23 protein-coding genes are annotated in these 25,048 nt (G+C 60.8%); 13 read left to right on the top strand and 10 right to left on the bottom strand.

Translation table 11 applies throughout. From position 1 onward, the window contains the following. The 4 genes from COCCU_RS00240 (at position 1) to COCCU_RS00225 (ending at position 6,262) form a co-directional block, all read left to right on the top strand. On the top strand, positions 1 to 1,620 hold the full coding sequence (locus tag COCCU_RS00240) for a serine/threonine-protein kinase (RefSeq protein ID WP_156229632.1): 1,620 nt from the start codon (positions 1 to 3) through the stop codon (positions 1,618 to 1,620). Further along, complete coding sequence (pknB, locus tag COCCU_RS00235) at positions 1,617 to 3,674, top strand: Stk1 family PASTA domain-containing Ser/Thr kinase (protein WP_156229631.1); 2,058 nt, start codon at positions 1,617 to 1,619, stop codon at positions 3,672 to 3,674. Before COCCU_RS00240 ends, pknB begins: the two co-directional genes overlap by 4 nt. Before the next feature lie 360 nt (positions 3,675 to 4,034). Continuing rightward, complete coding sequence (crgA, locus tag COCCU_RS00230) at positions 4,035 to 4,304, top strand: cell division protein CrgA (RefSeq protein ID WP_156229630.1); 270 nt, start codon at positions 4,035 to 4,037, stop codon at positions 4,302 to 4,304. Between the two features lie 992 nt (positions 4,305 to 5,296). Beyond that, entirely contained in the window at positions 5,297 to 6,262 is a 966-nt protein-coding gene (locus tag COCCU_RS00225; RefSeq protein WP_156229629.1) for a TauD/TfdA dioxygenase family protein, read from the top strand. Positions 6,263 to 6,720: 458 nt separating this feature from the next. On the opposite strand, the gene COCCU_RS00220 is transcribed toward COCCU_RS00225, so the two are convergent. Further along, positions 6,721 to 7,704, bottom strand: coding sequence for a helix-turn-helix domain-containing protein (locus tag COCCU_RS00220; RefSeq protein WP_197088388.1), 984 nt, complete (start codon positions 7,702 to 7,704; stop codon positions 6,721 to 6,723). A gap of 138 nt (positions 7,705 to 7,842) precedes the next feature. Here COCCU_RS00220 and COCCU_RS00215 point away from each other — a divergent pair, with 138 nt between their 5' ends. The 7 genes from COCCU_RS00215 to COCCU_RS00185 all read left to right on the top strand — a co-directional run bounded on the left by COCCU_RS00215 (position 7,843) and on the right by COCCU_RS00185 (position 14,935). Continuing rightward, positions 7,843 to 9,054 (top strand): acyl-CoA dehydrogenase family protein, encoded by a 1,212-nt coding sequence (locus COCCU_RS00215; RefSeq protein WP_156229627.1) that lies wholly within the window; start codon positions 7,843 to 7,845, stop codon positions 9,052 to 9,054. Positions 9,055 to 9,079: 25 nt separating this feature from the next. Beyond that, complete coding sequence (locus COCCU_RS00210; protein WP_197088387.1) at positions 9,080 to 9,625, top strand: flavin reductase family protein; 546 nt, start codon at positions 9,080 to 9,082, stop codon at positions 9,623 to 9,625. A 52-nt stretch (positions 9,626 to 9,677) separates the two neighbouring features. Then, positions 9,678 to 10,649, top strand: a complete 972-nt coding sequence (locus COCCU_RS00205; RefSeq protein WP_156229626.1) for an alpha/beta hydrolase — start codon at positions 9,678 to 9,680, stop codon at positions 10,647 to 10,649. 101 nt (positions 10,650 to 10,750) lie between these two features. Further along, positions 10,751 to 11,845, top strand: a complete 1,095-nt coding sequence (locus tag COCCU_RS00200) for a maleylacetate reductase (protein ID WP_156229625.1) — start codon at positions 10,751 to 10,753, stop codon at positions 11,843 to 11,845. Beyond that, positions 11,842 to 12,759, top strand: coding sequence for a dioxygenase family protein (locus tag COCCU_RS00195; RefSeq protein ID WP_156229624.1), 918 nt, complete (start codon positions 11,842 to 11,844; stop codon positions 12,757 to 12,759). The genes COCCU_RS00200 and COCCU_RS00195 overlap by 4 nt, the downstream gene beginning before the upstream one ends. 24 nt (positions 12,760 to 12,783) lie before the next feature. After that, positions 12,784 to 14,640 (top strand): FAD-dependent oxidoreductase, encoded by a 1,857-nt coding sequence (locus COCCU_RS00190; RefSeq protein WP_156229623.1) that lies wholly within the window; start codon positions 12,784 to 12,786, stop codon positions 14,638 to 14,640. Between the two features lie 109 nt (positions 14,641 to 14,749). Then, complete coding sequence (locus COCCU_RS00185) at positions 14,750 to 14,935, top strand: hypothetical protein (RefSeq protein WP_156229622.1); 186 nt, start codon at positions 14,750 to 14,752, stop codon at positions 14,933 to 14,935. A 319-nt stretch (positions 14,936 to 15,254) separates the two neighbouring features. On the opposite strand, the gene COCCU_RS14900 is transcribed toward COCCU_RS00185, so the two are convergent. The 3 genes from COCCU_RS14900 to COCCU_RS00170 are packed head-to-tail and all read right to left on the bottom strand — an operon-like array spanning position 15,255 to position 17,356. After that, positions 15,255 to 15,395: an NAD(P)H-binding protein gene (locus tag COCCU_RS14900; protein WP_156232433.1), complete on the bottom strand. Its 141-nt coding sequence runs from the start codon at positions 15,393 to 15,395 to the stop codon at positions 15,255 to 15,257. A 45-nt stretch (positions 15,396 to 15,440) separates the two neighbouring features. Continuing rightward, the gene (locus COCCU_RS00175) at positions 15,441 to 16,046 is read right to left on the bottom strand and encodes a response regulator (protein ID WP_156229621.1); all 606 of its coding nucleotides are present in this window, start codon (positions 16,044 to 16,046) and stop codon (positions 15,441 to 15,443) included. Next, on the bottom strand, positions 16,046 to 17,356 hold the full coding sequence (locus COCCU_RS00170) for a sensor histidine kinase (RefSeq protein WP_331457796.1): 1,311 nt from the start codon (positions 17,354 to 17,356) through the stop codon (positions 16,046 to 16,048). The genes COCCU_RS00175 and COCCU_RS00170 overlap by 1 nt, the downstream gene beginning before the upstream one ends. Before the next feature lie 151 nt (positions 17,357 to 17,507). On the opposite strand from COCCU_RS00170, the gene COCCU_RS00165 reads away from it, so the two are divergent. Continuing rightward, entirely contained in the window at positions 17,508 to 18,587 is a 1,080-nt protein-coding gene (locus COCCU_RS00165) for an ABC transporter permease (protein ID WP_156229620.1), read from the top strand. Next, on the top strand, positions 18,588 to 19,289 hold the full coding sequence (locus tag COCCU_RS00160) for an ABC transporter ATP-binding protein (RefSeq protein WP_156229619.1): 702 nt from the start codon (positions 18,588 to 18,590) through the stop codon (positions 19,287 to 19,289). Between the two features lie 168 nt (positions 19,290 to 19,457). Here COCCU_RS00160 and COCCU_RS00155 read toward each other — a convergent pair whose 3' ends face one another. The 6 genes from COCCU_RS00155 to COCCU_RS00130 form a co-directional block, all read right to left on the bottom strand. Continuing rightward, positions 19,458 to 20,492 carry an IS630 family transposase gene (locus COCCU_RS00155; RefSeq protein WP_156229618.1) on the bottom strand — a complete coding sequence of 345 codons (1,035 nt, stop codon included), beginning with the start codon at positions 20,490 to 20,492 and terminating at the stop codon, positions 19,458 to 19,460. Between the two features lie 114 nt (positions 20,493 to 20,606). Next, entirely contained in the window at positions 20,607 to 21,008 is a 402-nt protein-coding gene (locus COCCU_RS00150; protein WP_156229617.1) for a hypothetical protein, read from the bottom strand. Positions 21,009 to 21,343: 335 nt separating this feature from the next. Continuing rightward, a complete protein-coding gene (locus COCCU_RS00145; protein WP_156229616.1) occupies positions 21,344 to 21,652 on the bottom strand; it encodes a CBU_0592 family membrane protein in 309 nt (102 codons plus the stop codon). Positions 21,653 to 21,676: 24 nt separating this feature from the next. Then, positions 21,677 to 21,976, bottom strand: coding sequence for a CBU_0592 family membrane protein (locus COCCU_RS00140; RefSeq protein WP_456236826.1), 300 nt, complete (start codon positions 21,974 to 21,976; stop codon positions 21,677 to 21,679). A 1,559-nt stretch (positions 21,977 to 23,535) separates the two neighbouring features. Then, on the bottom strand, positions 23,536 to 24,222 hold the full coding sequence (locus COCCU_RS00135; RefSeq protein ID WP_156229614.1) for a rhomboid family intramembrane serine protease: 687 nt from the start codon (positions 24,220 to 24,222) through the stop codon (positions 23,536 to 23,538). Between the two features lie 113 nt (positions 24,223 to 24,335). Next, the gene (locus tag COCCU_RS00130) at positions 24,336 to 24,869 is read right to left on the bottom strand and encodes a peptidylprolyl isomerase (protein ID WP_407924147.1); all 534 of its coding nucleotides are present in this window, start codon (positions 24,867 to 24,869) and stop codon (positions 24,336 to 24,338) included. Positions 24,870 to 25,048: the final 179 nt, after the last annotated feature.

The raw sequence follows: 25,048 nt of genomic DNA, 5'->3' as shown, positions 1-25,048 counted from the left end.
ATGACGAATGAGAATAATGGTGAGGACACCACCGGCCGGGAACGTCTCCAGGGTCTGATCGGTGAGGACTACCGTCTGCAGTGGATCATCGGGCATGGTGGCATGTCGACGGTCTGGTTGGCGGATGACATGGTCCATGAGCGGGAGGTCGCCATCAAGGTGCTCCGCCCGGAATTTTCCGATAACCGGGAGTTTCTCGATCGTTTCCGCAATGAGGCGATCGCGGCGGAGTCCATCGACTCCGAGAATGTGGTCCGCACCTATGATTTCCGGGAGATCCCGGACCCGGCCGGCCACACCTTCTGTTTCATCGCGATGGAATATGTCCGCGGTGAGTCCCTGGCGGATCTGCTGGCCCGGGAGGGTGGTCTCCATGAGGCATTGGCCCTGGATGTGATGGAGCAGGCGGCGCACGGTCTGGCGGTGATCCACCGGATGGGTCTGGTGCACCGTGACATCAAGCCGGGCAACATGATGGTCACCCAGAACGGTCAGGTGAAGATCACCGATTTCGGTATCGCCAAAGCGGCGGCCGCGGTGCCGCTGACCCGGACCGGCATGGTCGTCGGCACCGCCCAGTACGTGTCCCCGGAGCAGGCGCAGGGACAGACGGTGAGTGCCTCTTCGGATGTGTACTCCCTCGGCGTGGTCGGTTATGAGATGCTCTCCGGAAAGCGCCCCTTCACCGGTGATTCTTCGGTGTCGGTGGTCATCGCCCACATCAACCAGGCCCCGCCGGCGCTGCCCACCTCGGTCAGCGCGCAGGCCCGGGAGCTGATCGGTATTTCACTGCGCAAGGATCCCGGCACCCGTTTCGCGGATGGTAATGAACTGGCGTTGGCGGTGGCGGCGGTGCGTAATGGCAGCCGGCCGCCGCAGCCGAAGTCGGCGGCGATGGCCCGGCGCGCCCCGGAGCCTTCCCCTTCCGCCTCGACGGTGGCCTTGGGCAATGTCGCCCAGCCGACGATGCTGGGGATCCGCGCCGCGCAGGGCCCGGTGGTGCCGGGTCAGGGTGCTCCCCGGCCGGTGGCCCCGGCGGCGATCGCCCCGGCCCGGCCGATACGGGGTTCGGGGGGCGGGGGTTTCCTCACCGGTCTGTTGATCGCGATGGGTTTGGCGGCTGCCGCGGCGGGTGGGATCTACCTGGCGGCCAATGGTGCCTTCGACCGGGATGAGGAAACCACCTTCCCCCCCTCCCCGGAGGTGGTGACGGAATACATCACCCCCACTGAGGAGCAGCCCGGCACGGTGACTTCCCCGGACTGGGATCCGGTGCCTCAGCCGACCCCCACCCGGGAACCGAGCGAGACGCGGGAGACCCGGCCGGACACCACCCAGCCGCCGACTTCCGCACCCAGTTCGACCAGGGATGTGCCCCCACCAACCCTGGAGACCCTGCCCTCCAGCACCGCGCCGGCTCCCTCCCCCGGGAATGGAACCGGTGGTAACGGAAATGGTGGCGGCGGCGACGGAGATTCGGGTGCCGGAACAACGGAGATGCCGCAGAGCGCCCCGGAGGTTTCCTCCCCTGCGGTTTCCCCCCGGGAACCAGGTGCAGACAACCTCGACCGGGATCTTCCCGGCGGGCTCAATGACATGATGGAAGGCGGTGCGCTGTGAGCATGATGATCGGTGACCGTTATGAACTGCGGGAGAACATCGGCAACGGTGGCATGTCCCAGGTCTACGCGGCGGAGGACACCCTCATCGGGCGTGAAGTGGCGGTGAAGATGCTGCGGGTGGAACTCGCCCGGGACGCCAACTTCCGTGAGCGTTTCCGCCGTGAGGCCCAGAACTCGGGCAGGCTGAACCACCCCTCCATCGTCTCAATCTATGACACCGGCGAATCTGAGATCGACGGTATCGCCATCCCCTATATCGTCATGGAGCGGGTGCACGGCCGCACGCTTCGCGACGTCGTGCGCGAGGACGGTCCGCTCAGTCCGGCCGCCGCCGCCGAGGTGCTGGAGCCGGCCTGTGCCGCCCTACAGGCCTCCCATGAGGCGGGCATCATCCACCGTGACATAAAGCCGGCGAATATCATGATCACCAACACCGGCCGGGTGAAGGTGATGGATTTCGGTATTGCCCGTGCCCTGGATGACAACACCTCGGCGATGACCCAGACTTCCGCGGTGATCGGTACCGCCCAGTATCTCTCCCCGGAACAGGCCCGCGGTAAACCGGCGGATGCCCGTTCCGATATCTACGCCCTGGGTTGTGTGCTCTATGAGATCATCACCGGTCAGCCGCCTTTCGAGGGGGAAACCCCCTTCGCGGTGGCCTATCAGCATGTTCAGGAGGAGGCGACCCCACCTTCGGAGCTGATCAGTGGGCTCAACCCCACCGAATCCGTCAACGTGGATGCGGTGGTGCTGACCGCCATGGCCAAGCACCCCGCCGACCGCTACCAGGATGCCAATGAGATGGGCGCGGACCTGGACCTGCTGGCCCGTAATGCGGTGACCAAGGCGGCACGCACCCACCTCACCCCGGAGGCCGGGGGCGGTGCGGAGGCTGACACCCGGGTGTCCCGGGAGGCGAACCCCACCGCAGTGGTACCCGCCGATGATGCCCCGACCATCGTGGCCGGGGGCGGTTATGGTGCGGCCGGTGCCGGGGTTGCTGCGACACAGGTGCCGGCGGCGACTGGGGGAAACCGCTCCCTGGAAGGCCGACGGCCCACAGGACAGCGTAAAAACCGCTGGCTGGCCACCGTGGCTGCTCTGCTGACCGTGGTGGTGCTCGGCATGGTTGCCGTCTTCGCCTGGGATGCCTTCCGCCCCACCAGTGGCCCCGGTGGCACCCAGACCATTGAGATGGTGACCATTCCGGATGTCATCGACAAGCCGGCAAATGAGGCCGTCTCCGTGCTGGAGGAACTGGGTCTCAATGTGGATACCGCTGAGGAACCCAGCCCCGATATCGAGGAGGGCAATGTCATCCGGGTGGAACCGGTGGTTGGTTCCCAGCTGCAGGCCGGTGCCCGGGTCACGCTCGTGATCTCCACCGGTGAAGAGATGACCAATGTTCCCGACATCACCGGGATGACCACCGAGGCAGCGGCCCAGGCCCTGGCCGAGGCGGGCCTGGAACTGGACTCCACCGTCCGGGAGGAAACGGATGACAATGTGCCGGTCGGCCTGGTCATCGAACAGACCCCAGTGTCCGGCACCGAGCTGGCGAAGGGCTCCCGGGTTTCCATCACCGTCTCCACCGGTGCGGAACAGGTCCTCGTCCCTTCCCTGACCGGAATGCAGTGGTCCCAGGCGGAAAGCACCCTCATTTCCCTGGGTTTCACCCCCCAGGCGGAGTACATCGACTCCCAGGAAGATGAGGACACCGTGCTCAACGTCGACGCGCAGGGCAGCAACCTGCCGCGTGGCTCCGTGGTCACCGTCCAGGTGTCAAATGGCCAGCAGATCCTGATGCCGGACATCACCCGAGTGGACCGCGCGGATGCGCTGCGGGCACTGCGTGATGCCGGGTGGAGTGCACCGGACAGTTCCCTGGTGGCCGGTGACCCGGTGGGCACCGCGGTCCTGATCGACCAGGATCTGATTGCGGTGAGTTCCCCGGAGGAAGGTGCGGTGATCACCAAGGACACGCAGATCAATGTGCGCTACTACCGCTTTGATCTCAGCGTGCTCAACCCCATCGGTGACTTGCCTTGAAGCATTCCTCCCCTTCAGCTTCCGCCTGAACTGCGGTTCTAGCGCTGAAGGATAGAAAGATGTTCGGCCCCGGAGTTTTCTCCGGGGCCGAACATCTTTCAGGTGGCTGGACGGCCGGGGATATGGATGAGCGGCGGGGTGGTGGGTGCCCCTGAGACGGTGAGCTGCGGGACAATCCGACTTCTTAGCTGATTGCTTGAGGCGGTGAGCTGCTAGCATGTTTCTCAGGAAAGCCTGCACTCATCACGAAGGCCGAATTTTTGTGATTCCCTGGTTCCGGCGCTCCGGCAGCTGAGTCTGCGGGGGAATTTCGAGGGAGTGCAGCCAGCACAGAGCGAACCGATCCACGAAGGTGTGAACATGCCCAAGGCAAAAATCTCCAAGAACTCGGCACCCCAGGTTTCGAGTGGTGCAGCCAACCGCACCCCGGTGAAGATCAACACGGGTGGCACCCCGATGTGGTACAAGGTCATCATGTTCGGCCTGATCCTGCTGGGTCTGATCTGGCTGATCGTCAACTATCTCGCGGGCCCCCAGATCCCCTTCATGGCGGAGATCGGCCCCTGGAACTACGGCATTGGCTTCGGTCTCTTCATCATCGGGTTGCTGATGACCATGGGTTGGCGTTAAAGGTTTTGTAATTCCGCTGCCCACCCTGGGTGGCGTGGGCTGTTGTGGCAGGGAAATCCCCGGATCTTTTGTGATTCGGGGATTTTTTCGTGCTGCTTTCGGGGTCTGGGCCTGGGTTGGTGGCGCTGGTGTGGACGTTGCAGGAGGCGCGGGCGCGGGCTGGTGGCGCGGGCAACAAAGTGGCTAAGCGCAGCGGCACCGGGCAATTTATGTCTAAGTTCCGCTGGCTGGTCTCGACATAGGAGAATTCTTGTCATTCACTCTGCCCACTCCCCTGGGCTTCGGATAATTCTTGCGTTGGGGGAAGAACCGCAACTGATGGGAAGACCCGCAACGGCGCAATCTTTTGTCATTCACTCCCCCAGGAATATTGAGCGCGCAACTAAACAGCGCCCCCTCGAATCGACGCTAACCCTCGCTGAGCTGGCCGATCATTCTGACTGCAGCATTGCGGCAGGAGTTAAAAAGGGGGCATCTGAGCAAGCATCATCTTTTGTCATTCTCCCCCTCCCTGTCATGGGAGTTCACGCCGATGGCGGAGCTGTCTCACTTTTGTCATTTGGACCTGACCTCAGGCAGGCCAAGGTGCAGGGCACCTTAAGAGTCGAAGATTCCTGTGATTCATGAGTGGGTTTCACATGGTGTCCTGTTGCCCACCCTGCCCTTCACCATCGGATTGTGTTGTCAGCGATCATGGGTCGCTCTTCTTAGCGGCAGCCCCCACGAACTACCCGGGCACTCCACAGTCTTTTCCTCATCGAGCCACTCAAGGTTGGTGCTACCCAACCCGGCGCGGCTATTGGGCGGAGGGACGAGGCACCCGCGCGGCGTCGATAAGGTCTTGTGCACCGGATTCACGGTCTTCCGAAGACAGTGCGAGCGTCCCGTTGTCTTTGATGGCGACAGTGATGATCCTCGGCCTCAGCGACACCCCGCAAATATGTCGGCCAGCGGAAGAACACCATGAATTTCCGATCCAGGAGAGCCGCAATATGACCACCGTGACATCCATCCCCGCAGAACTCCACACCGCCACCACAACTCGTCTCAGCCAGAATATTGGAGCACTGATTGAGGGGATCCACATTTCCGGTGATATCTCCGATGCCGAAGTTGAGTACATCCACACCGCGCTGGCGACCCACAAGGTGGTTGCCTTCCGCAATCAGCACCATGTCGATGATGAGGTGCAGTACGCCTTCGCCCAGCGCTTGGGGGTCCCCACGATTGCCCATCCGACCGTGACTTCCCGGGGCAGAGACCATCTGTCCATCGAGGGGGCCGCCAATTCCTGGCACACCGATGTCTCCTTCATTGACCGGATCCCCAAGGCCTCGATCCTGCGTTCACCGGTGATCCCCTCCTACGGTGGCGCCACCCAATGGGCGAATACCGTGGCGGCCTATAACAAGCTCCCTAAACCGCTGCGTGTTCTCGCCGATAACCTCTGGGCGGTCCACTCCAATGAGTATGACTACGCCTCCGCCGGCATCGAACGTGGTGTTCGCGGTGAGACCTATCACGAGAAATTCATCAGCACGTACTACGAAACCGAGCACCCCGTCGTTCATGTCCACCCGGAGACCGGGGAACGTTCCCTGCTGCTCGGGCACTTCGTGAAGAACTTCGTTGGCCTGCGCTCTTATGAATCCACTGATCTTTTCCGGATCTTCCAGGAGCGCATCCTCAAGCCGGGCAACACCTTCCGCTGGCAGTGGTCCGAGGGGGATCTGGTCATCTGGGATAACCACGCCACCCAGCACTATGGTTTCGCCGACTTCGGTGAGCAGGAACGGGTGGTCCGCCGGGTCACCCTGGCCGGCGCCGTCCCGACCTCCGTCGCCGGGGAGAAGTCCCGGATCATCGTCGGCGATGCCTCCCACTACTCCCCCATTGAGGAGCCTCACCCCATCCAGTACTTCGAAGGTGATATCGCCTCACGTCCCGCCACCGACTAATTTAGCCTCAACCCCCACCCGCAGCCCGCGCTTCCCCACTCTGGGCGCATCCTCATTTTTGATTGGCACATTTAGTGCCATTTTTCTTGAGGTGAACCCCTCCCCGCCCTTTTCGACCGCAACCAAAACACCCCCTTCTGCCCCGACCTCTGACCCAAGGATGAGGGGGTGCTTTTTCCTTTTTCTACGATAGGGCGAGCGGGTTCTTATTGAGGGTGGACCCTTGACAGGCTCGGTGATGACAAGTCTGTTCCGCTCGGAGCAGGATGCATCAGCAGCCAATGGGGATTCTTCTCGCCGGTGGTGGTCGTCAATATCAGAAAGTGCGTGCAGGCCCTGCCCTGGCACATAGCTATATGAAATCAGCTATTGACTACTACTTTCACCCCTCGTACGGTCTGGGCGGAAATCATCAGAAGCCCTGTTCACAACGTTTCGACAATCCCGATGAAGCACACCTAGCGCGTGCCACGGGCCCCGATCGCTTGCCTGCGAAACTCGGTGGGAGTGCATCCTTCGATTCGCTTGAACACCTGCCCGAAGTGCGATGGGTTCTGCACGCCCCACCGCTGAAGGAGCTTTTCGACTGGCACCATGGCGAACTCTTCCAGCGCCAGATCTGCTCTCACTCTCTCCATGCGCCGCAACCGGATGTAGCTGGCGCAGGTCATCCCTGACTGCTTGAAGATCTGATGCAGGTAACGAACAGAAATGTGAGCGGAGTCCGCCACCATCTGGGGGTTGAGTTGAGGATCCGACAAGTTCGCCTCAATGAAGATGAGGCACTGCTCCAGCAACTCCGCTGCAGGAGATTGAAGAGAATCTTCCTCGGACGGGTGCAGATCCCCCAGCATTGCCTCAATGAGACCGACAAGGTGGTTTGCTACCGCCGCCCGAGCCGACGATGTAAGCGTGGGTTCCGTGGGGTACAGCCCCGTCAGAAAGTTCAATATCGGTGGTGCCAGACCCTGATTGCCGTCAAAGGTCAGTGCCCCGAGCCCTTCCCACCGTTTTGACCTGGTGTTGAGGCGGTCAAGGGGAATGCGGACGCTATGGCTTTGGTAGTCGCCGTAGCACTCGAGCTGGGCCGGTTTGCTGGACAAATACAACCCGATCTGGCCGGGAGTCAGCTGAACTTGTTTGCCGTGCTGGGTGAGCTTCAGCATGCCGCCAACCTGGAAGGTGACGATGACATACTCGTCATCCTCGTTCCTGACGTGCTCGACAGTGCGTTCGGCGGTGTGATCCCTAGTCGCCATGGAGAAAATGCTGGCGCTGAGGAATTTTGCGGCTTGAAAGTCACCCTGAAAGGCGTTGTCGTCCTGGACCGCAAACCGGAACGGCATGACATCGTTGCCGACCCTTTCGCCCCAGGCCTCGAGATTTTGTCGGCGGCCACTCGATTCAATGCCCACCCCACCCAACCACGATTCATGCTTCATGACACATAAACCTAGCACTGTGCCGAAAATCATAAAGATGCACGGAATCGAGAGGGGTGCTCACGCAATCGATAGGGCAAAGCTTGTGACTCCGCTTACATTATGGGAACACCGCTACACCGAGAGACAAGGAAGACCATGACTACGACCTTAGGAACCTCGAACCGCACCGGCCTCAACCCGGGACACGAGTTTGAAGCGCTCATGGACCGCCTCGACGGAATCACCGACCTTTTGAGGGCCAACGGTGAGAAGAACGAGGAACTTGGACACCTGACCGATGAGAGCTTTCAGGCGCTTAAAGACGTCGGCGCTTTCAAGATCGGTATTCCGGAAAAACTCGGTGGCTACGAGCTAAAGCCCACCCAGACGATCGCGGTCCTGGAAAAGGTATCTCGGGCAGATCCGGCCTCCGGCTGGGTGCTCATGGTGCTGCAGATGATTTCCGGGACCACCGCCGCCTACCTGCCGGAGGAGGCGCAGCGCGAGCTGTTCCCCGAAGACGGCGAACACGCGCTCGTCGCCGGCCAGGGCACCCGGTTCGGCAAAGCCGAGCGTGTCGACGGCGGTTACAAGGTCAGCGGCAACTGGTTCTTCGGCTCGGGTATGCCCCACGCAAACTGGATTCATACCGGCGCCATCGACGAGGAAAACGGCCGCGTCATGATGGTGCACTTCCCCCGGGAGAAGGCCAGTCTTAACGGCAACTGGGACGTGCTCGGCCTGCGCGCGACCGGCAGCATCGATTACTCATGCGAAGACGTGTTTGTTCCGGATGCTTACGTCTACGAGCCCAACACGACCAACCCCCTGGCCGGTGGTGCCCTGTACAAAACCGGCTTGGCACTGATGTCAGGGATCTGTCACACCGGGTGGGCGCTCGGCGTCGGTCGCCGCTTCCTCGACGAGATGCAGGAGCACGCCGCCAAGAAGAAGAACCAGCCCGGTGCATCCACCAACACCGATCAATTCCACGCCGAATACGCCAAGGCCGAGGCTCGGATGCGCTCCGCACGCGCATGGGCGATGGAGGTGTGGACGGACAACGAGCGCATCCTTGACGCCGGTGAAAAGTTGACCATGCAGCAGGAGACACTGACCCGCCTCGTTCTCAATAACAGCACCTGGGCGGCCCACGACGTCAGTCAGACCGTTCACCTGTGGACCGCTACCGCCCTTGCCCGCCGTGGTGACCTCCAGCGCACGTTCCGCGACATGCACGTCGGCACCGGTCACGTCACCAGCGGACCCGTTGTCTTGCAGCAGGTCGGCAAGTACCTCGCAGGTTTGACCACCCCTGATTCCCACTGGAACTTCTTCAACCTCGAAGAACCCACCCCGTTCGAGTAACAGCCTAGGACGAAAGAGAATACCCATGACTACGATGACTGCGGTCCCTACCCAGACCCGCTCCGCGGAAATGTCTCAGGATTTCCGCAACGCCTTTCGAACGCACCCCGCCGGTGTCGCCATCGTCACCGCGGATCCTGGAACCGGCCCGGTCGGCCTGACCGCCACCAGCGTCAGCAGTGTCTCCGCCGATCCTCCGACGATCGCCCTCAACCTTTCCGCCCTTTCTCGTTCCGCCCAAAAGATCCGCACTGCAGAGCATGTGGTCGTCCACCTTCTCGGCAGGGAGCAACTCGACCTGGCTCAGCTGTTTGCCACACCCGGTGCCGATCGCTTCGGTGATACGTCCCTGTGGGATCGACTTCCGTCGGGCGAGCCGTACCTGCTGAATTCCCGTGTATGGATGCGTGGCAAGATCGTCGGTTCCATCGATGTCAACGGGTCCACGCTGGCAGCTATCGAACTGGTGGAAACTCATGTCGATACATCGGCAGAACCCACCCCACTGGTCTATTGCAGCCGAACATGGCACAAGCTGTCGGAAATGAGTTCCGTGTCTCCGACTGCGTGACATCAGTACGGCATTTTTCCACCCCTCAATTGCGTGAATCCAGGAGACCCACATGTCATTTGATGAAGCGACGAGCAGCTTTCTTACCGCCGCAGCGGAAAACGCCGGCGATCGCCCGCTCTGGGAGATGTCCGCCCCCGAAGCACGCGAAGCCACATCCGGTCTGGATGAGTTGTACGGCCCCGGCCCAGAAATGGACAAGGCGCGTGACTATCAGGTCACGGGTGAGGACGGCGGGGAATTTACCGTTCGCGTCCTACTTCCTTCCCCTTCCCCCACCGCCGTAGTTGTTTACTACCACGGTGGAGGATGGGTACTGGAAAATCTCACGGGTTACGACACCCTCGGACGGCAACTCGCCGAGAAGTCCGGTGCGGCTGTGGTGTTGGTGGAGTACCGCAAGGCCCCAGAACACCCTTTCCCCATCCCCGTTGGAGATGCGTGGGCTGGCTTGAAATGGGCGGAGGAAAATGTCGCGAAACAGGGCGGGCAGTTCCTTCCTCTCATGGTCGCCGGCGACAGTGCCGGAGCAAACCTAGCCGCTGTCGTTGCTCAGCGAGCTCGTGATGAAGACTCGTCCATGCTGCAGGCACAGATTCTGGTCTGCCCGGTCACCGACGCTGATTTCACCCGCGGCTCCTACCTCGCCGCGGAAAACCAGACGCTGGTCTCCCTCGACGCAATGCAGTGGTTCTGGGATCAGTACGCTCCGGATGTCACTGATCGAAGTAACCCGGCAGCGACCCCGCTCAACGCCCAGTCGTTGGCCGGTCTTCCCCCAGCATTAGTCATCACTGCTGAACACGATGTGCTTCGTGACGAGGGTGAAGCCTACGCGGATGCCCTGCAGGAAGCCGGCGTCGAGGTGGAACATCACCGGTGGGAAGGCCAAATGCACACCTTCTTTTCCATGGTTAACGTCCTACCGGGCAGCGCCGAAGCCATTGATCTGGTCACGAAGCGAATTAAAAACTTTGCAGGAAATGCTGCTGCAAAGCCGGTCCGGGTGACTATCGCGACCTAAAAGAAGTGATGAGCGAGCGAATCGAATCCACTTCACACCATGATTGGTCGATGGCGCAACCCACATCATTTCCATGATGGGTGCGCGGAAAGAACAGGGCAATGAGCTCCTTAAGTTTTACTCACGACACCCTCTCCCAACGAGTGGTGCTCGACAGTGGTCGGGTCATTGAGCGAGTCCTCAGCGAGGCAGCGCAGCTGGGAATGAGCAGGCCGATGCTCATCTCCACCGAAGGCACCCACGAGGTGGCCGACAAACTGGCGGCCGTCCTCTCTCCCGCCGAGCACTGGCGGGATGCCGTGCAGCACGTACCGCGTTCAGTCGCGGACGCCGCCACCACGGTAGCCCGGAACTCCGGGGTGGACGGATTAATAAGCATCGGCGGAGGCTCAGCCACCGGCCTGGCCAAGGCCATCGCCCTGGACACTTCCTTACCCATCATCGCGGTGCCAACAACCTACGCTGCTTCTGAAGCCACCCCAGTGTGGGGCATCACGGAGGAGCGCACCAAGACCACCGGGGTGAACCCGGTTGTCCTGCCTGCGGTGGTGATCTACGACGCCGATCTGGTGGCCACCCTGCCACCGGGCATGGCCATCGCCTCCGGGCTCAATGCCCTGGCCCACAGCATCGACTCCCTCTGGGCGCCGCAGGCGGACCCAATCAACCGGGCACTGGGACTCGAATCGGCTCGCGCCCTGGCGTCAGCTCTGCGGGCTCTGTCCGCAGACAGCGGACAGCAGGCCCGGGAGCAGGCGCTCTACGGCTGTTATCTCTCCGGGGTAGCGTTCGCCTCCGCTGGTTCCGGGCTGCACCACAAGATCTGCCACGTGTTGGGAGGGACCTTTAACCTGCCGCACGCCGAGACCCATGCGGTGGTTCTGCGCTACGTCGCCGCCCTCAATCTTCCCGCGATCCCAGAGATCTCCGAGGCCCTGGCCCAGGCACTGGGAGGCGACGACGCAATCACCGAACTCAACGGCCTCTACCAGGAAATCGGTGCCTCGGGGTCCCTGTCCGAACTGGGCATGCCAGAAAGCGGCATCACCGAGGCGGTGGACCGGGTGCTAGCTGCGGCACCGACCGGCAACCCCAGGAAAGTCACACATGACAACATCACCGCGCTGATCACCGCTGCCTTCCACGGCGATGATCCGGCCCGCATCAACGAATTCGTCGAAGGAAGAACCCGATGACCCAGACACTTCACACCCCCCACATCTCCGATGCTCAGCGTCAGGTGGAGGACGACCTCGTCGACCGAGTCGTCGCCTCCTTCGACCACTGCGAGAACCCGCGCCTGAAGCTGCTCATGCAGCGCCTGACGGTGCACCTGCATGATTTCATCCGGGATGTGCGCCTGACCGAGGAGGAATGGAACCAGGCCATCGAGTTCCTCACCGCCGTCGGACACATCACCGACGACAAACGCCAGGAGTTCGTCTTGCTGTCGGACACTCTGGGGGCCTCGATGCAGACCATCGCCGTCAACAACGAAGCCTATGAGGATGCCACCGAGGCCACCGTCTTCGGCCCCTTCTTCCTCGACGACGCCCCCGAGGTCACCCACGGCGGCGACATCGCCGGCGGCGCCCAAGGCCAGCCCGCGTGGGTAGAGGGAACCATCACCGACACCGACGGCAATCCCATCCCGAATGCCCGCATCGAGGTGTGGGAGTGCGACGAGGACGGCCTCTACGACGTGCAGTACGACGATAACCGCATGGCAGGCCGGGCCTATCTCCACACCGACGAGCAGGGCAACTACCGGTTCTGGGGCCTGACCCCGGTGCCGTACCCGATCCCCCACGACGGCCCGGTGGGCCAGATGCTGCAGTCCGTGGGCCGCTCACCGGTACGTGCCGCACACCTGCACTTCATGGTCACCGCCCCGGAGTACCGCACCCTGGTCACCCACATCTTCGTTGACGGTGACCCCCAGTTGGAGATCGGTGACTCCGTCTTCGGGGTCAAGGACTCGTTGATCAAGACCTTCGAGCAGCAACCCGCCGGCACCCCGACCCCGGACGGACGAGATGTGTCGGGGATGGGCGACGGGACCTGGGCGAAGACCCGTTTCGATATCGTGCTGGCCCCCGTCACCACATAGACAACTTTAGGAGAACTGATCATCATGACCACCACCACTTCCGCAGATTTCAGCACCGACGTTTTCATCGTGGGTTCCGGCCCCGCGGGCTCCTCAGCAGCCCTCTTCCTGTCCACATACGGCATCAACTGCGTCGTGGCCAGTAAATACGCCAACACCGCCAACACCCCACGAGCGCACATCACCAACCAGCGCACCGTGGAGCTCATGCGGGATATGGGTATCGAAGACCAAATCAAGGCCGAAGAAGTCCCCCACTCCATGATCGGGGAAACAGTGTTCTGCACCGCCATCAACGGCGAGGAATTCGGCCGCGTCCACTCCTGGGGTACCGGCCCGGACCGGGAGGGCGAATACGTTGCCGCCTCCCCGACGTTGAACTGCGATCTTCCCCAGACCCACTTCGAGCCGATCCTGGTGCGTAATGCCATGGCCCGCGGGGCGGTGTTCCGCTGGAAGACCGAATACGTCTCCCACACCCAAGATGCTGACGGCGTGCACACGACTGTCCGTGACCGGTTGACCGGTCACACCTACACTGTCCACTCGAAGTACCTCATCGGCGCTGATGGTGGGCGCTCTCAGATCGCCGCAGACCTCGAGCTACCCATGGATGGGGAAATGGGGGTCGGTGGGTCCATGAACATCCACTGTGACATGGACCTGAGCGAGTACTGCCAGGACCGCCAGTCCTCGCTGTACTGGGTCCTCCAGCCCGGGGCCTCTGTCGGCGGTATCGGCCTCGGCCTGGTGCGTATGGTCCGGCCCTGGAACGAGTGGCTGGTCACCTGGGGTTACGACATCAACCAGCCCCCGCCGGAAATGGACGATTCCAAGGCCGCAGACATCGTGCGTAACTTAGTCGGCATCCCTGATCTGGAGGTCAAGGTCCACCACTGGTCGCTGTGGACGGTCAACGACATCTACGCCACGCAGAACATGAAGGGACGCGTGCTCTGTGTTGGCGATGCCGTCCATCGTCACCCGCCGAGCAACGGCCTGGGGTCGAACACTTCCATCCAGGATTCCTACAACATCGCCTGGAAGCTGGCCATGATCCTCAACGGTAAGGCCGGTGAGGAGCTCATCGACTCCTACCAGGATGAGCGGGTACCGGTCGCCCGGCAGATCGTGCGCCGAGCCAACAAGTCCATCACTGAATTCGACCATGTTCTCGGTGCCCTCGGTATCGATCCGGCAGATGATGCCGAGGCCATGCAAGCGGCGATGGATGTCCGCAAGCAGCCAACCGAGGAAGGCGAACGTCGCCGTCAGGCCCTCCACAACGCTCTGAAGATCAAGAACTACGAGTTCAATGCCCTGGGTGTGGAGATGGGACAGCGTTACGAATCTACGGCCGTGGTTGCTGACGGCACCCCGTGGCCGGCCCAGGAAACCGATCCAGAGCTGCACTACCAGCCGACGACGCACCCAGGTGCGCGCCTGCCGCACGCCTGGCTCAGCTCGCCCAACCCCGCGGCACCAAAGATCTCTACTCTCGACATCTGCGGTGGGGGACACTTCACGGTGCTCACCGGCACCAACGGACAGGCCTGGGTGGACGCCGCCCAGACCCTTTCCGAGGAGCTCGGAATCGAGATCCCTGCGTACCAGATCGGCCCCGACCAGGACTACACCGACACCTACGGCGACTGGTTCCGACTCCGTGAGATCGCCGACGACGGATGTCTGCTGGTTCGCCCGGACAACCACGTCGGCTACCGCGAGATGCGCCTGGTTGTGGACCCCACGGCCGTGCTTCGCGACGCCCTCGGTACCATCCTGCACCGTAAGAACAGCGAAAACACAGAGCAGCTCATCGAAGACGGTGAGAGCCTGCGCCTTGCCCACCACGAGCTACAGACGGTGGACGCGCAGTAACCGGTCGTAGCTTTCCTTCATCACCGTGCGAGGGTGTGGGCAAGGCGCACAGCGGGTTCCGGATTCACCAGCACCTGGTGGAGCAACCATTTTCTACCAGGACGCGTGGATGTCGAACAAGCAAGCAACAACACCTAAACCCAACAACGCCACAACCGGCCTGGTTGTGGCGTTGTTTTCTTCGCCTGTTGTCACCAGTGTTGAGACGGTTCCGGCCCTTGCTGAGCCGATCAACGCCTGGGCCACCGGTTGGGCCCCTATTTCCGTGAACATGCCGCTGGTATCGCTGGTGTAACGCCTCCCCTGCCCCTGACTGGAGACATGGCCGCGTGGGCCAGCCAACACATGATCAATCGGGGATAGGTCCCAAAGGGCAGGCCGTAGGCCGAGGACATGCTGACCGAGAGATTACCGTTTTCAGCGATACAGATCGGTTGATGCTGTTTGCGGTAGGGAAAAGATACCTGAGGACCCGACCCCCAGATAGCGAGCTCTACAACAGAACGCAGATGCACGCGTTAGCTGCTGACACCGAACGCCTTAGCAATGGTCGAGTCATCTGCCACAACTTCCAATATGAAAGCAGCCAGATCACCCCGGGGAATGGTTCCGCCCTACATTTCCCCATCAGAGACCTCATATGCCCGCCACGTGCCATGAGCAGGAGCATCCTTCAGTCCGGTCGGGCGAACAATGGTCCAATTGAGTCCAGACTCCCGCACTGCATTCTTGGTTTCACGGCGCCCACCAAACAGGGGTCAGGTCCAAAGACCGCTGATTAATAACGACATCTAGCAGCTTTAGATCAGGCGCCGCTCCCGGGCGATGTTGATCGCTGCCGTCCGGTTTTCCACCCCGAGCTTCTGATAGATGTGCACCAGGTGGGTTTTCACCGTTGCCTCTGAAATAAACAGCGACTTGGCCAGTTTCTTATTCGATGCTCCGGTGGATAATGCCTGGAGAATCTCGATCTCTCGGACCGAGAGCATCTGCTGTGGCTTACCCACCCGCTCCATGAGCGCTGCGGCCACCTCCGGGGAAAGCGTGCGACGGCCATCGGCGGTGGCGATCACGGCATCGTGAAGCATGTGCTCGGGCGCGTCTTTGAGCAGATAGCCCAGGGCACCTGCTTCGATGGCGGCCACGATGTCGGCCTCCGTGTCATAGGTGGTCAAGATCAACACCGGCGGGCCACCGGCCTCGCTGAGTTTTCGGGCGGCGGTGATGCCGTCCATGCCGGGCATCTGGATGTCCATCACCACCACATCCACCTCCTCGGCTGGGGCCAGCGCTGCTTGGCCGGTAGCGCCCTCGGCCACCACGGTGATGTCAGCGAAGTCGTCCAGGATCGTGCGCAACCCAGCGCGAACCACCGGGTGGTCATCAATGAGCATCACGCGGATCATCAGATCTCCTTCTGGGACGAGCGGGCAGAGGTCAACGGAATCTGCACTGCCAGCACGGTGCCCTCTCCCGGTTCGGACTCGATCGCGAGATTACCGCTGAGCGCGGTTAAGCGTCGAGACAATCCATCCAGGCCGTAGCTATCCGCCCCCACGGCAGTCGGGTCGAAGCCAGTGCCGTCATCGAAGACATCCAAGGTCAGTTCTAGGTCCCATACGGCCAGGGTGACCACCACGGTGTCCGCGGCAGCATGCTTGACCACGTTCGTGAGTGCTTCCTGGCACACCCGTACTACTGCGGTGGCGACTGTCTCCGGCAGCTCCCGGCGGGCGTCGCCGGCCAGCTGCAGCGAGATCGCCAGGGGCCGACCCAACGCCTGCTGCCGATCCTCGACCCGCCGGATGACCTCCCGCAGCGCAGTCGGCAGATCAGTGCCCAGGGAAGGGGCGGCTAGATTGCGGACGAAGCGGCGAGCCTCCGCGAGATTATCGCCCGCCGCTTCTTCGATCGTCTTCAGCTGTTGGGAAGTGGCTGCCGTATCACCCTGGCGCAGGCTGTTACCGGCGGCTCGGGAAACCAGCAGAATCGAAGATAACCCCTGGGCCACGGTGTCATGGATCTCCCGGGATAACCGCTCGCGTTCCTCCAACCGACCAGCCTGGTGTTCACTTAACGCCAGTTCCTCGCGGGTGGTGCGCAGTTGCTCAGCCACCTGCTGGTGGTGACGGACCTCTGAATGCAGGGCCCGGTAGGTGTAATAGACGGCCACCGCGAAGACGACGCCGATCAACGGCCCGATGGCCGAGGAGATCCCCCAGTCCGCTGGATGCAGGAGCACCGACCCAAAGGCAGCGACCGCCCACAGCACCATCACCGCGATCAGTCCCATGACTCGCGGTAGCAGGTGCAGGAAGAGGAAGACCAGCGGAAAGAGCAGCCAGACGAAATCCTGGCTGTGGAGGACCAACCCGATCCACAGTGCCGTCACCGCCGCCAGCCACCATGGTGCGCCATACGATGGGTTGAACGGAGCACGTCCCCGAGCAAACCGATCCTCCCACATGGTGCCGAGCAGATATATGACCGCCAGTGTGCAGGCCAGCGGCAACACCGGAGTGGTGTGTGCGCGGTCCAGATCGCCAGCGAGGTAGCGCAGGAGTCCGAAGACCAGCAGAAACGCGAACATCATATGCAGGGCCACCCGCAGCAGTAACAACACGTGCACCAGGGGGCGGGCGGTGCTGTCGCGTGCGCTGGTGTGCATGGAATCGGCGCCTGACGCTGGGGTGGTGGTGGGGACAGGGGTGCTCACAGCACCTCAGGCTAGTCCACCAACGGGATGAACCGAATCAACCAGATGGTTGACCCAGGGTTCAACGAGATACCCGATGTATGTGCTGACCTGGCCGAACACAATGGAAACCAGCACGTAACCAGCTGTTGCATCAAGGAAGGCACCTCATATGTTTCTCGGTCTGCGCGACCTCGTCCACGCTAAGGGGAGGTTCACTCTCATCGGCGCGGTCGTGGGGCTGATCACCCTCCTGTTGGTCATGCTCACCGGTTTGACCGGTGGACTTGGTCAGCAGAACACCTCCGCTCTGGAAGAACTGGATCCGGATCGCTACGTATTCACCGCCACCAACCCGGACGCGGAGGACGCAGACGTCTCCTTCACCGATAGCCAGGTCAACAGTGAACTGGTTGAGCAGTGGCAGGGCATGGTTGGAGTTGACACAGTCGTGCCACTCGGTGCCACCCAGACCCGTCTGGAGGCCACCGGGGCGTCGTCAGTCGCGGTGCTCGGCCTGCCCACCGGTACACAGTTGCCCGGCGGCGATCAGCTCGGCGAGGGTATCGTACTCTCGGAGTCGATTACGAAGGAACAGGACGTCGCAGTCGGTGACACCGTCACCCTGGGTGGTAGGGACGTGGCAGTTACTGGGATCACTGCCGACGAATTCTACTCCCACAGCCCCGTGGTCTGGGCGGATACCGAAACCTGGACTGATGTGGCACATGTCAGCGACGGCATTATCGGTACGGTGCTGATGGTTGACGGCTCCTTGGACAAGGATGCCTGGGATGCCGCGGCAGCCACCACCGGCACCGAGGCCGTGGTCACCGGCGGGGCGTTTGCCGGTCTGCCCGCCTATAGCTCAGAGCAGGGCTCGCTGGTGGCCATGCAGGGCTTCCTCTACGCCATTTCCGCGCTGGTCACGGTCTCCTTCCTCACCGTGTGGACCATCCAACGCACCCGCGACCTGTCCATCCTGCGTGCCCTCGGCGCCTCTGGGCGCTATCTGCTGCGCGATGCCCTCGGTCAATCCGCCGTCATCCTCGCCATCGGCGCGATTGCTGGTGCGCTCCTGGGCTGGGGCCTGGGCACCCTAGCTGGCCAGGCCGTCCCATTTGAGCTGACTGCGGTCACTGTGGTCGGCCCCGCGGTGGGTATCTGGCTGCTCGGGATCCTCGGCGCCTTCTTCGCCACCCGCAAGGTCTCTCAAGTTGACCCCATGATCGCACTCGGAGGTAACGCGTAAATGTCTCTCACCACCACCCTCAAAACCCAGCTCAAAATCACCGACGCCCGGGTGGTCTACCCGGATGGCACCGGAACCGTCACCGCACTGAACGGGGTGTCCATGACCGCCCAGGCCGGTGAGATGACCGCGATCATCGGTGAGTCCGGTTCCGGCAAGTCAACCCTGCTCTCCGTCGCAGCGGCGCTGGTGTCCCCCGACTCCGGCACGGTGACCGTGGCAGGCGAGGGGGTAGGCGGCCGCGATGAGACCGAACGGGCTCGTATCCGTCGCGAGCACATCGGTTTCATCTTCCAGCAGCCCAACCTTGTCGCCTCACTCAATGCCCGCGATCAGCTCCTGTTGACCGACCACATCCGCGGCGTGCGCGGCAAGGCACTGCGAAGCCGCAGCCAGCATGCTGATGACCTTCTCGCCTGCGTCGGACTGGGTGGGTTCGGCAACCGCCGAATGCATCAGCTCTCCGGCGGCCAACGCCAGCGTGTCAACATTGCCCGGGCGTTGATGGGAGAGCCCGAACTCCTGCTCGCCGATGAACCCACCTCCGCGCTGGATCATCAGCTTTCCCGCGAGATCGTGGAACTGTTGCGCTCCCTGACACTGGACCTCGGCTTCGCCACTGTCATGGTCACGCACGACCGCGGCCTGCTGCCTGCCATGGACCATGTAGTGGAAATCCGCGATGGTCGTGTACTGGACTAAGCGGCACACTAGTGGACCGTCGCTTTTAACAGTCGGGGTAGAGGTGACGGAGTGTGATGGCTCTTCACTATGGAGATGTGAGGCCGTTGGCTTGGAGTCCTCCGGAGCGAATCAGTGACTACCAAGATGTAGTATAGCTCTCTCAAATCAAAAGCTTCACCCACCAGGTCAGATCCGGTAGGAAAAAGTTGATGACGCAATAAACGTCTCAAACCCAACCACGGTGTCCTCAAAGTGCAATCGCTGGCGGTTGCTGATCGCTGCTTTCGCCTCGTTCCACACCTTCTCAATCGGATTATGATCCGGTGCATAGGGTGGCAACCACACCAGGTGCACGTTGGCCAATACATTGCCTTCACCCAGGTGCTCGCGGAGCTTCTTTGACCTGTGCCACCTCGCGTTATCCCACACCACGGTGATCTTCTTGCCCGGATGCCTGTCCACCAAGGTGGTCAGTGCCCGGGTGATGGTCTCGGTGTTCTGCCACGTCAACCGCAGTAAATCCACCTCGCCGGTGGTCTGTGACAGGAACCCGATGTAGGACTGTGCCCGACGGATGCGATCCACACTTAACGTTGTGGGATGACCCTTGTGTATCCAGGCTTTACGTACTTCTGCTTCATGCTCAACACGGACTTCATCAGCAGCAAAAACCACCTGGCCTGGATCTTTAAGTGCATCTGCGATCTCGTCACGGATCTGGGCCATCCGGGCATCAATGTCTGCGTCACTGCCGCGGCGTTTATCAAAGACCTGTGGGTATTTAAAGCTCAGGCCCGCATGCCGAAGCAGCAGGTGGTAGGTGGTATCAGAGTCGTAGACGACATCAAACTGGCTGGCTATCCAGTCTTTTACCTGTGGCACGGTCCAGAACTGGGCTGGGATGCCCCTAGCGGACGGCGGCTGGGATAGGGCCGTGGCTATCTCTGCGCGTTGTGCCGGGGTGAGTTTTGAGGCGTTGGTATTGGCTGCGTGGCCGGTGAAAAGGCTGGCGATCCGTAGTCGGTTGAACTCCAGAATCCAGGTGGTAATGGTGGAGGGTTGCCGCTCGACGAACCGGGCGATGATGTCCGGGGTCACGCCGTCATCAAGAAGCAGGAGTGCTTCGGCTTTGTGTTGGACGAGGCTGAATCGGGAGCGTTTATAGGTTTTGAGGATGGTGATTTCCTCACCCGTGAGGGCGGTGGTCAAGGTTGCGGCCATGGTTAGAAAGTCAACAACCCTGGTGAAGCGGATCAGCGCTCAAACACGCTTATCAGGAAGCTTTTGTTTTGAGAGAGCTATAGCATCACAGGGGTCCGGCGCAGGGGTGGCGGATTACCCGAGCTGAGGCTTGGCCCTGGTCGCGGCAATCGCGGAGATCGCACCAATAGGTAAAAGCAGAAAGCCAAGATTAATTATTGGGAGTGCTGAACCTGCTTGATATTCCTCAAACCAACCAGCGACGCTGGTGCCCCAACCGACGACCAAGCAGAGGGCCCCGATCACGAATAAAATCGAATTTCCTCTTTTTCCCTCATCCTCAATTGCGCGACGTGCAAACCAAAAAGCAATCAGACAACCCACCGAGGAAATCACCGCCAAGCATCCGATTATCACGCTAGACAGCACGGAGGCCTTAAACGATACGGCGGATAACACCAGCGCGAAGACAATCCACGCGATAATGGACGCGATTGAAAGGCCCGCATGGGCTCGGATGACACGCAATTCAGACACCCGCCGATACTAACCCAGGCCCACAAGGGTCATGGTTGCGGTTGTGTCCGTTAGCTGAGAGAACCGGACCTCACGGCCCGGTGTCGTCGGGGTCTGAAGCGCTTGAAGCCTGGCGGGAGGAGGCGCAGACAAGGAGTCTGTGGTGGTCGACGCCGCCATGGCCGATCATCACCGTCACCCGCTAGCTCATCGACATTCCTGATGCGGATATCTCGCTCCAGCCATATTTGAGAAGCGAGATCCTGTTATTTCGAAATCTGTTTCCTGATCAAATCACCGCGTCCACTATCCGGGGATCGGGTCCCCGGCCCTACCCGGCGAGCATGATCGCTTCATCATCTGGTCGGGACGCTCACCAGGACAGTCTCTGCGTCGGCCACATCATTCGACACCTTTTTCTTGCGGGTGAAAATCTTCCACAAGAACCCCACCGCGACGACGACCCAGACGATCTCAGTGAGCAACAGGCCAGGGTTGAAAGGCGAGACAGCGGTATACGCGAAACCGAGCGCACCCAGGACATTCAACGCCTGGTACATCGGGGAATTCGTGGTCAGCACACCGAAGTTCATCAGCCCGTACGCCACGACCAGAAAAATACCGGCGATGATGCCGATCTCATGGGAAAATATCAAAGGTTCCATGATTCACACTCTTTTTGTGTTCCGCTACGCGGCTGCGAGGTACGGGATTGGGGCGGGCGAGGGGGCCGGAGACGTCGATACGGTCTTCTGGGCGCGACGTTTCATCCAGATCGTGATGATGCCGTAGAGGCCCAGCAGCGACCAGATCAGTTCGGCCCAGAAGACACCGGCGTTCATCGGGTTGGCCGCGGAGGCAGCCAGGAAACCGGCGCCGGCGAAGTTGAGGATTTGATATGTGTAATGGTCTGGGGTGAGTTTGCCCATGTTAAGAAGGGCAAACGCGACCAAGAGGGCCGCTGAAGCGATAAGACCTAGGAGCACCATTGCTGACATAGCGGGCGCCCTTCCTGTTCGAGGACTGTGTTGACTGAGCGTGAAGGGGTCGCTGACTGCAGCGTTCCCCTTGTTTTTAAATGAGGTGCCCCCGCTAGGACAGCACCGTGGATTCTCTGAGGTATCGGCCATGGCATGGCTCCATAGCCGACGGTATGAGACACACGCATCTTAAAAAGCATGATCTCAAACCCCCGCTCCTGCTGTTCACCCCAAGGAGAGTTGATCTTCATTGAGGTGATGGTGCATATGCACATCGAAAAGTCAGACTTACTCTTCATGGATGAGCATGCAGCCCGGAGATAAGGAGTGATTCCACTAGTCCGGACCGCGGCGGGAGTCTGCACAGTATCTTCTGGGGAACGTGGGCCCGCAACTCACGGGGGTGGGGGGTCAATGAAAAGTTCTAGGAATGCTTTTTCCCACTCAGCACTTTGACGGTGCGGTGTCAAAGTTCGGGTGGAAAATGAGTGTGAACTACCCGCCAGCACATCATCGAGATGGGTTCCGGGACACCTGCCCGCCCCACCATCGATGACCTGCCCTTCGGTACCCCGGGGATGGAATCAGTTTCGCTCGTGGCCCCCAGTGATGCCGTCCTGAGGGGAACACCTCAGTCCTCTGTAGGGCATCACTGTCTTGCAGAACATCGCCAAGATCACCGCGCTGAGGAAAAGTATGCGGCCTTCATCTGGATCATCATGAACGGCGGGCTTTCTCCAGGGTGAAGCCACCCCGAGACCACCACCCCTTAGCCCATGAAAGGCGTGTGGATGTCAATGAAACCAGGGGACATTTTCTGTTGCTCAGCGCCGGGGGGAATCTAAAGTTTTCGGCAGACCTCATTGGGGTGTTCGCCGTCGCCACCCTCTGGCTTTTCATTCCCTCGGGACGGGGTTCGTGGGTGTGAGCTTCGATGGCGGTGATGATCCGACCGTTGATACTGCCGATCTCACCTCGCTCAGACATCCCGAAGGTAATCCTTTACCGATTCTCTGCCTCAGAGAGGAGGAATGGGGGCACCCTTTTCCACACTCTCAGGCTCGAGGGAAGTGAGGAATGCGAACTTCCCGGGTCATGTGAATTCTTGATATTCCCGGTGATTCACCCTGTTGCCACCCAATCCCACTCTCTTTCCACCCGTTCCCAAGGAATCCCACTCTTTTCCACACCGAGAAAAGGAAAGTTATCCACAGGCTGTGGAGAATTATGTGAATGGTTTCGACATTTCCACACTTTCCACAGTTTCCACAGGCTGTGGATAAACCTGTGCACAACTTTTGCAATTAGCACTAGCGTGCCATTTTTTCTACATAATTACTGTAAATTACAATTATTCTCGAACATACCGGGAAAGTTTTCGGTAAATTACAACTTTGTAATTATCCACAGTGTGGATAAGTCCTGTGGATAACTCGGCTCCGCCTCTCCTCGGGAAAAACAGTGGATAACACGCCGAAGTTATCCCCAGGCCCCAGCATCATGTGAGGTAGGACACAAAAAAGCCGGGTTCACACCCGGCCCATGTAAATCCTGTAAAGAAGTTATTTTCATCCCAGCACGAGGAGCAGCGCTCCCAGATTCAGCTTCCAACTGAAAAGAAGAACCATCATCAACAGGAGCACGCCCATGATTCCTGCCAGCTGAACTCGTGGGGAGCGGTGCAACAGAATAATCGCCATCATCACCCCCGTAAGCAGGCCGCCAGCATGCCCCCAGAAGGACACTCCGGCGGCGATGAAGGTGTAGAGCACGTTGATGAGGATGAGGACGATGGGACCCCGCAGGTCCACCTGCCTTCGGATACATACCGCGACGAAGACCGCCATCAGGGCGAATGCGACTCCAGAGGCCCCTGCGGTGGGGGCGAGCGGATCCATCCAGAGGATCGCCGCGGCAGAGCCGATACCCCCAGCCAGAACGATGAGGGCATAACGGAGACTGCCGAAAAAGCCCTCCACTTCCCTGCCCATGAGCAGGATGATGAAGAGATTGACCGCCAGGTGTCCCAGGTCCAGGTGAAGAAAGTTGAATCCCAGCGCCCGCAGCACACCGAAATCCTCGGCGATCACCGCTGGGCCCCAGAGCACCAGGGCATCGCCAAATGAGGAGCCGTGGAGGCTGTTGGTGAGCGACCTGGACTGCAGCAGGGTGACTGCATAAAACGCCAGGGCGGTCAGCATGAATATGGCGTTCACGGGGGCCTGCCGGTAATAGCGGGCCAACCAGTCGCTCACGTCGGGGTGCGTCCTTTCAGCGGATATGAAAATAGCCCGCGTCCCCCTGGGCAGGAAGTCACAAAGGACTGTGCCAGGGGGGCCCGCGGGCCGAAATTACAAGGGGTGGAGAACTACTCCGAGATGGTCACGGACTCGATGACGACCGGCTCGGTCGGACGGTCCATGCGGTCGGTCGGGGTGGTGGAGATGGCATCGACAACCTTGCGGGACTCCGCGTCAACGACCTCACCGAAGATGGTGTGGTGGTTGTTCAGGTGCGGGGTCGGGCCGGTGGTGATGAAGAACTGAGAGCCGTTGGTGCCCGGGCCGGCGTTAGCCATGGCCAGCAGGTAGGAACGGTCGAAACGCAGCTCGGGGTGGAACTCATCAGCGAACATGTAGCCGGGGCCGCCACGACCGGTGCCGGTCGGGTCGCCGCCCTGGATCATGAAGCCGTCGATGACGCGGTGGAAGACCGCACCGTCGTAGAAGGGGCCGGTGTTGCCACCCTTGGCGTTCTCGGTCTTGTACTCCTTGGAGCCGTCAGCCAGGCCGACGAAGTTCTCAACGGTCTGGGGTGCGTGGTTGCCGAAGAGCTCGATGATGATGTCACCACGGTTGGTGTGCAGAGTTGCAGTAGCGGTCTTCAAAGTCATGGCTTCCATACTAGTGAAGGCAGCCCAGCTGTGGGGCACTACATGCAATCCCGTGGGGGAAGAATGCCCCCAGGGTTCATATTCTGACAGCCATGGGCCCCTGCGGGGCGTCGAAAAGCGGTGTCGGGAAACACCGCAAGGGGGTGCCGGAACCTTTTCTCAGGTTCCGGCACCCCCCTTGGCAACTT

This window comes from Corynebacterium occultum (assembly GCF_009734425.1).
Lineage (GTDB): Bacteria > Actinomycetota > Actinomycetes > Mycobacteriales > Mycobacteriaceae > Corynebacterium > Corynebacterium occultum.
The sequence above is the reverse complement of the archived record's forward strand: the minus strand, read 5'-3'. Positions and strand labels throughout refer to the sequence as shown.

Bases quoted from the DNA above. Each gene is read 5' to 3' on its own strand.
- COCCU_RS00240 (WP_156229632.1), top strand. From the start codon at position 1: ATGACGAATGAGAATAATGGTGAGGACACCACCGGCCGGGAACGTCTC.
- crgA (WP_156229630.1), top strand. From the start codon at position 4,035: ATGCCCAAGGCAAAAATCTCCAAGAACTCGGCACCCCAGGTTTCGAGT.
- COCCU_RS00225 (WP_156229629.1), top strand. From the start codon at position 5,297: ATGACCACCGTGACATCCATCCCCGCAGAACTCCACACCGCCACCACA.
- COCCU_RS00220 (WP_197088388.1), bottom strand. From the start codon at position 7,704: ATGAAGCATGAATCGTGGTTGGGTGGGGTGGGCATTGAATCGAGTGGC.
- COCCU_RS00215 (WP_156229627.1), top strand. From the start codon at position 7,843: ATGACTACGACCTTAGGAACCTCGAACCGCACCGGCCTCAACCCGGGA.
- COCCU_RS00210 (WP_197088387.1), top strand. From the start codon at position 9,080: ATGACTACGATGACTGCGGTCCCTACCCAGACCCGCTCCGCGGAAATG.
- COCCU_RS00205 (WP_156229626.1), top strand. From the start codon at position 9,678: ATGTCATTTGATGAAGCGACGAGCAGCTTTCTTACCGCCGCAGCGGAA.
- COCCU_RS00200 (WP_156229625.1), top strand. From the start codon at position 10,751: ATGAGCTCCTTAAGTTTTACTCACGACACCCTCTCCCAACGAGTGGTG.
- COCCU_RS00195 (WP_156229624.1), top strand. From the start codon at position 11,842: ATGACCCAGACACTTCACACCCCCCACATCTCCGATGCTCAGCGTCAG.
- COCCU_RS00190 (WP_156229623.1), top strand. From the start codon at position 12,784: ATGACCACCACCACTTCCGCAGATTTCAGCACCGACGTTTTCATCGTG.
- COCCU_RS00185 (WP_156229622.1), top strand. From the start codon at position 14,750: ATGTCGAACAAGCAAGCAACAACACCTAAACCCAACAACGCCACAACC.
- COCCU_RS00175 (WP_156229621.1), bottom strand. From the start codon at position 16,046: ATGATCCGCGTGATGCTCATTGATGACCACCCGGTGGTTCGCGCTGGG.
- COCCU_RS00165 (WP_156229620.1), top strand. From the start codon at position 17,508: ATGTTTCTCGGTCTGCGCGACCTCGTCCACGCTAAGGGGAGGTTCACT.
- COCCU_RS00160 (WP_156229619.1), top strand. From the start codon at position 18,588: ATGTCTCTCACCACCACCCTCAAAACCCAGCTCAAAATCACCGACGCC.
- COCCU_RS00155 (WP_156229618.1), bottom strand. From the start codon at position 20,492: ATGGCCGCAACCTTGACCACCGCCCTCACGGGTGAGGAAATCACCATC.
- COCCU_RS00145 (WP_156229616.1), bottom strand. From the start codon at position 21,652: ATGGAACCTTTGATATTTTCCCATGAGATCGGCATCATCGCCGGTATT.
- COCCU_RS00140 (WP_456236826.1), bottom strand. From the start codon at position 21,976: ATGGTGCTCCTAGGTCTTATCGCTTCAGCGGCCCTCTTGGTCGCGTTT.
- COCCU_RS00130 (WP_407924147.1), bottom strand. From the start codon at position 24,869: ATGGAAGCCATGACTTTGAAGACCGCTACTGCAACTCTGCACACCAAC.